Raw genomic sequence first — 6,000 nt, 5'->3', positions numbered from 1 at the left:
TCCGCCCACTTGGTTTTCGAGACGGTCTTTTTAATTCTAACGTAAAGCCAACCTAGAACGGCGGGGTTTCCCACCCAAAATTTTCGATGACGGGAACCAAAGGAGAGAATCCCCGATCTGGTTTCTTGATCACCGATAATATCCACCACTCCCTCTCCGTAAATACAAGGAAAAGCTCCCCCGAGTTGGCGAATTTGCAGAGTACCATCGGGATTAATTGCTTTGATAATAGCACCAATTTCGTCTTTATGACCAGTAATAGCAATTTTTTGGGTCGAATCTCGTCCTCTAATTTTGCCGATGACATTTCCCGCTTGATCTTGCCATGTTTCTAATCCTAACTCTTGAAAGCGTTCTAGTAACAGGCGCTCGATTTCCGTTTCCATTCCACTAGGAGAATGATGGAGGACAAGAGTGGCAATAGTGTCAAAGAGGTGATCAAAATCCATATTTGTCTTGATTTGTGGGTCGAAAGAGAATTATTATCGAAACAGGAAATCGAGAAGGTTTTACAGGAACAATATTGGCGCAGCCATGGCTCTTGGGTGATTGCCAGTTAGCATTTAATGATTAATCAGAGGTGCAGAATTAGCCTGAAAACCCGCAACTTTCAGAGACTCTAGCACCGAATTGTCATCCTCTACCCAATAGTTTTGTCCTAAACGCACAAATTGACGCTGAGTTCCCGCACCAATGGTGGCAATAACGGGAACTTTTGCCTTTTGTTTGTCTCCCGATTGCAGAATACTTTTAAGAAGATTTTGACGATTTTGGTTGACGACATCTTGCAGCGATAAATTAACCATCACCATTTTAATGGTTTCGATCGGTTCCGCATCTTCGATAATTAATTGTACCCGATCATCTCGGCGATCAACTTTTCCCCACACCATTAAAGTTGCTTCCTCCACTAATAATTTTTGCAGACGTTCATAGGTATCGGAAAAAACCACCGCTTCCGACTGTCCCGAGGCATCTTCTAGGGTTAAAAAAGCCATGGGAGTCCCTTTTTTGGTCAGAATTTTCTTAACGGCATTTAATAGGACAATTGCACTGACTTTTTTTCTGGTTTTGTGTTCTTCTAAGTCGGCTAAATTGATAGGAGATAGGACTTGAGCGGCTCTTTGTAAAGCTTTTAAAGGATGTTCGGAAACATAAAAACCCAAATGTTCTTTTTCCAGTCTTAACTTTTCCTGTAGGGAAAAATCTTCCACTGCCGGCGCACTGGGAGACTGTTCAAACTCGGATTCTTGTTTATTTTCTGTGCTACCTCCTAGCATATCAAAAATATTCATTTGACCACTTTCTTTCTCTTTGGTGCGTTTTTGCGCCCAGGCAACTACTAATTCTAAATCTTCAATTAATTGATGGCGATTGGGTTGAATTTTATCAAAAGCACCACAATAAATTAGCGTTTCTAAAGCTCTTTTGTTGACCAATCGCAAATCAACACGCTCGCAAAAATCACCTAAGGAAGTAAACTTTCCTCCTGTTGCTTCCCGCGCTTTTAAAATAGCCTCGATCGCATTTTCGCCCAGATTTCTAACTGCGGACAAACCAAAGAGAATTTTGCGTCCAATCGGGGTAAAATGTTTTTGCGATCGATTGATGTCGGGAGGTTCGACATCGATATTCATTTTCTGACAGTTTTCTCGATACTTTTCCACCTTATCCTGATTATCGCTACTAGCAGTTAGTAACGCTGTCATATATTCCACAGGATAATTAGCTTTTAAATAAGCGGTTTGATAGGTGACGTAAGCATAAGCGGTAGAGTGAGATTTATTAAAACAATTGGAGGCAATTAACCCGTTGCCCAGCAAAAAATTATGATCTTTCTCCACACCAATATCGTAAACGGGTTTTCTTCCCAAGGATTGACGACCGATAATTTTCACCATATTAGTAACTCAACTCTCCAGAGATTTTGGCAAGGGTGCTAATAGAAATATAGCATTTCTTTGCTCCATCAGGCTCCCCAGGACAAAAAAATTACCATATTAATAACTAAAGTGTATATTCTACCTACAATAGGTTACGATCAAATTAAACAACATCATCGAAAATTTTGGTCTGAAACCCCGTCGTTTCAGGTTGGCTTTACTATTAAATACTAGCGCATTTACACCATATATGCTAGAATGTGAGGCGTGGAGAAAGCCTATTAGTTTCGATTTTACCCAACACCCGAACAAGAGTCGCTATTGCGGCACACCTTGGGCTGTGTAAGATTAGTTTACAATCAAGCTCTCTATGTCAGAACACAAGCTGGGTACGAAAGACAAGAAAGAGTAGGATACAGTCAAACTTCTTCAATGTTAACCCAGGAGAAAAAACAAGAAGAATTAGACTTCTTGAATGAGGTTAGCTGTGGCCCTTTGCCACAAGGTTTAAGACACTTCACGGGTAAGAATTACAGGTATTTTGGCTAATTCGCTCTAATCCATACTGGGTAATGATTTTGGGAAAGATACCAAATGGACTCTATAAACAGCTTTTACTAATTTCTTTGCTGGTCCTACTAAATTTGGTTAAAGGGTAGCAACGCAAAGCGGGACAAAATGCAGCAGTTGAGATAGCAAAGAAACCTGGCAACTGAGGGCAAGGGCATATCTTGACGAGAGGTCAGCACTGGGTAGTTCACGGATTGTGTTATAATTCTGGCCAAGCCATCAAGGTATTTGAAAAGGAGTAACACCATGAATCTATCTTCAGAAGCCTATCGCCAAGCCCTCGTGCGCGATGGAGAACGGCGCTATCGCGAATGGCACCAAAATTATCACAACGACTGCCGTCAATCAACGGCTGAATACCAAGCTCGTTCGGCCCAACAACGTCCAACAAAGCCTTGGATTTCCTCGGAAGCCTACCGCCAATTTTTAGTCAGAGATGGGGAGCGGCGTTTTGCGGAATGGCATGGCGAGTTTTTAGACTATCAAAGACAATTTCTGGCCGGTCAATCCACCTAAACGGATGTCAACAAATCCGCATTACAGCAATCTCTGAAAATAGTGGCTAGAGTCCAGGAAAAAATGGCTAATACCAATTCTCAATAGTCGTGACTAACATCCCAAAGTGCAATTCCTTTCTCAGAGAGGGATTGCACTTTGAAATGATCAACTAAGTCTGTCATTCTTTCGTACCTATCCCTATGCCCTAATCTATCACCAAGCCCTAGATAGCCCCAAGACCAAGGAGACTATAAGACTCGTTGGGACTCGTCTCAAAAAGCAGCTTACTGTGAAGCAAGAATCTCCCATCACACATCTTCGCAGTGTGATGGCTAGATTGTCAAGTCTGTCCACCCCTCAGCCCCACAAATAACACCTAAGATAGCGACCATTAAAACTGAAATTTCCATACATTTGTAATTTAAGCACCTAAAAGCCTTGCAAAGCAAGGCTTTTGCTATTAGTTTATTTGTTCTATGTCCATGGCAGCTCTTGGCTAGAGCCAGCGATCGCTTGATAAGGAAAGCATAGGTGCGATCAATCAAAACAGGCTCCAGTTAACCTTCCGAGTCGATTGTAGCCAGTCAAGGGTAGTCCATCGATCGCCAAGACTACCTTGCGGTAAGGGTTTCATTATTTTTCTTGGGGGGAAGTCCAGTTATCCCTGCAAGGTTCTTGTATTTGTATTGTTTTTAGGTGCGCTCGCCCTGCCGTTCAAATGGGGAGTTTTGCTCAGAAAAAAGGGTACCAGCAACGACCTTAACCCGCCTTTTCTGAGAGTTTTGCTCAGAAAAAAGGGTACCAGCAACGACCTTAACCCGCCTTTTCTGAGAATTGACTGCATTTCTTAAGCACAAAAATGAGAATTGACTGCATTTCTTAAGCACAAAAATGAGAATTGATTGCATTTCTTAAGCACAAAACTGAGAAATGACTACACACTTCTTAACGAAAAAAATCGAGATTAGATATTGACAACGACAAAATAAAGGTGTTATTCTTCAAATTGCGGAAGTGATGAAGGCAGAAAAACCGAATGAATTTCTGAATCCTCCATGATTTCAGCACTGTACAATTTCTATGAAAACAACAAAAAGGTCTATTACCATGGCAGTTGAAAAAACCAACTCTTCCTCTAGCTTGGCTGAAGTTATTGATCGTATCCTTGACAAAGGTATCGTTATTGATGCCTGGGTTCCAGCGGTTCCTGCTTAAGGATTGATCCCAGATTCTCCCATCGGCTGAGTTAAAACCCTACCGGGTTTTCCAGATTCTCGGCTTTTCTTTAATCCCTGTTGAGTTTAGTTACCCGTCTCTTGGGGCGCAATAGTCTGTAATTGATAGGGTTGGCACGGCAACGGATAGCAAAAACAAAGCTAGACGCATACAAATTATTTTTGTCACCGTGATTTTGTCCCTTGTAGCTAGGTTTACCCCCAATCACCAGAGTGTAAGGCTCGCTGTTTTTCGGAATAGAAAGCAATTCTTTGGGTAGGAAGCCGCGCCCCTTGGTCTGGGGTAGTTTGCCATCTCAACTTTTGGATCAGCGCTGTACACTCTCTATAAAACTAACAAAAAGGTCTATTACCATGGCAGTTGAAAAAACTAACTCTTCCTCTAGCTTGGCTGAAGTTATCGATCGTATCCTTGACAAAGGTATCGTTATTGATGCTTGGGTTCGCGTCTCTCTGGTGGGAATCGAATTATTACAGCGGTTCCTGCTTAAGGATTGATCCCAGATTCTCCCATCGGCTGAGTTAAAACCCTACCGGGTTTTCCAGATTCTCGGCTTTTCTTTAAATCCCTATTGAGTTTAGTTACCCCTCTCTTGGGGCGCAATAGTCTATAATTGATAGGGCTGGCACGGCAACGGATAGCGGAAACAAAGCTAGACGCATACAAATTATTTTTGTTACCGTGATTTTGTCCCTTGTAGCTAGGTTTACCGCCTATCGCCAGAATGTAAAGCTCGCTGTTTTTCGGAATAGAAAGCAATTCTTTGGGTAGGAAGCCGCGCACCTTGATCTGTGGTAGTTCGCTATCTCAACTTTTGGATAATAAGAAAAGTCGGAATCTACTGTCTCTCCCCCCAGTCCCCGTGAATGTTTTTTTCAACGGGTGATTGGCTCTAGTCCATTCCATAGTATTTAGTAGTTGAGGACAACCCCATGCCTGCTCTCATGGAAAAGTTCCGCCAGGAGCGTTTATCGATTGCTGAAGAAGTAGCTGAACTCTCGCGAGGAGTCCAATCTTTTCTGTTGGATGTCAAAACTGAAAGACAAAAACAAGCGCAAGAACAGGCAACTGCTTTGCGCGAGTCTTTCCAAAAAGTTCAACAAGACAGCCGCGTGTTTTTAACAGCTACCCAAAAACAGCGTTTAGCTCAAGCGGAAAAGCAAAAAGAGGATTTACGTCAATTTCAAGAACAGCGTTTAGCGGAAGCGAAACAGCTAGCTGACGACCTACGTCAACAGCGTCTAGAACGAGCCAAACAGCTAAAAGAGGATTTAAGTCAATTTCAAGAACAGCGTTTAGCGGAAGCGAAACAGCTAGAGGACGACTTACGCCAACTTCATCTAGATCGAGCCAAACAGGTGAAGGATGATTTAAGTCAATTTCAAGAACGACGTTTAGCGGAAGCGAAACAGCTAAAAGACGATTTGCGTCAATTTCGTCAAGAGTTGTCTATCTACGTTTTTGGCAAATAAATCTCTAGGTTAATTCCAACCCACTTAAGCCTAGGGCTAGAGTAAAAACCCTCTAGTCCCTTTTCATGGCTAAACTAGAGGACTATCTGAAAATACCACAATGAGCCTTTGGTTTTAAACCTACCATTCTGACCCTGCTTTTTTAAGTTTCTAGACTCAACGTAGGAGTGGTGGGTTCCCCTTCAGGCTGCTCTAGGGCTCTGGTAAATTAAGAAGTATCATAAAACTTCACTTAGTTTATAGTTAATTTTCTCATTAGTAGTCTTTATATTGACAAAGGAGGTAAGGGAAAAGGACTGCATCTGGGCTTGTCAATGTTTAAGTCTTGAAAAGTAATCTAG

Annotated in this window: 5 protein-coding genes and 2 pseudogenes; 5 read left to right on the top strand and 2 right to left on the bottom strand. The window is 42.1% G+C overall.

Annotated elements, in window-relative coordinates; all coding sequences use genetic code 11:
- Both BGL89_RS01015 and BGL89_RS01010 read right to left on the bottom strand, forming a co-directional pair.
- Positions 1–449 (bottom strand): annotated as a pseudogene (locus BGL89_RS01015) (hypothetical protein); the annotation flags it as partial.
- A 114-nt stretch (positions 450–563) separates the two neighbouring features.
- A complete protein-coding gene (locus BGL89_RS01010; protein WP_286823777.1) occupies positions 564–1,901 on the bottom strand; it encodes a helix-hairpin-helix domain-containing protein in 1,338 nt (445 codons plus the stop codon).
- Positions 1,902–2,150: 249 nt separating this feature from the next.
- On the opposite strand from BGL89_RS01010, the pseudogene BGL89_RS01005 reads away from it, so the two are divergent.
- The 5 genes and pseudogenes from BGL89_RS01005 to gvpC form a co-directional block, all read left to right on the top strand.
- Positions 2,151–2,399 (top strand): annotated as a pseudogene (locus tag BGL89_RS01005) (helix-turn-helix domain-containing protein); the annotation flags it as partial.
- A gap of 300 nt (positions 2,400–2,699) precedes the next feature.
- Complete coding sequence (locus BGL89_RS01000; protein WP_286823775.1) at positions 2,700–2,969, top strand: hypothetical protein; 270 nt, start codon at positions 2,700–2,702, stop codon at positions 2,967–2,969.
- Positions 2,970–4,031: 1,062 nt separating this feature from the next.
- Complete coding sequence (gene gvpJ, locus BGL89_RS00995) at positions 4,032–4,166, top strand: gas vesicle protein GvpJ (RefSeq protein ID WP_502692587.1); 135 nt, start codon at positions 4,032–4,034, stop codon at positions 4,164–4,166.
- Between the two features lie 374 nt (positions 4,167–4,540).
- Positions 4,541–4,684 carry a gas vesicle protein GvpJ gene (gvpJ, locus tag BGL89_RS00990; RefSeq protein WP_502692586.1) on the top strand — a complete coding sequence of 48 codons (144 nt, stop codon included), beginning with the start codon at positions 4,541–4,543 and terminating at the stop codon, positions 4,682–4,684.
- Positions 4,685–5,119: 435 nt separating this feature from the next.
- Complete coding sequence (gvpC, locus tag BGL89_RS00985) at positions 5,120–5,659, top strand: gas vesicle protein GvpC (protein ID WP_286823773.1); 540 nt, start codon at positions 5,120–5,122, stop codon at positions 5,657–5,659.
- Positions 5,660–6,000: the final 341 nt, after the last annotated feature.

This window comes from Microcystis sp. LSC13-02 (genome assembly GCA_002282935.1).
Lineage (GTDB): Bacteria > Cyanobacteriota > Cyanobacteriia > Cyanobacteriales > Microcystaceae > Microcystis.
Note: the sequence above shows the minus strand (reverse complement) of the source record. Positions and strands in the feature narration are given on the sequence as shown.

Excerpts from the sequence above, each read along its gene's own strand:
- BGL89_RS01000 (WP_286823775.1), top strand. The coding sequence starts at position 2,700 with ATGAATCTATCTTCAGAAGCCTATCGCCAAGCCCTCGTGCGCGATGGA.
- gvpJ (WP_502692587.1), top strand. The coding sequence starts at position 4,032 with ATGAAAACAACAAAAAGGTCTATTACCATGGCAGTTGAAAAAACCAAC.
- gvpJ (WP_502692586.1), top strand. The coding sequence starts at position 4,541 with ATGGCAGTTGAAAAAACTAACTCTTCCTCTAGCTTGGCTGAAGTTATC.
- gvpC (WP_286823773.1), top strand. The coding sequence starts at position 5,120 with ATGCCTGCTCTCATGGAAAAGTTCCGCCAGGAGCGTTTATCGATTGCT.
- BGL89_RS01010 (WP_286823777.1), bottom strand. The coding sequence starts at position 1,901 with ATGGTGAAAATTATCGGTCGTCAATCCTTGGGAAGAAAACCCGTTTAC.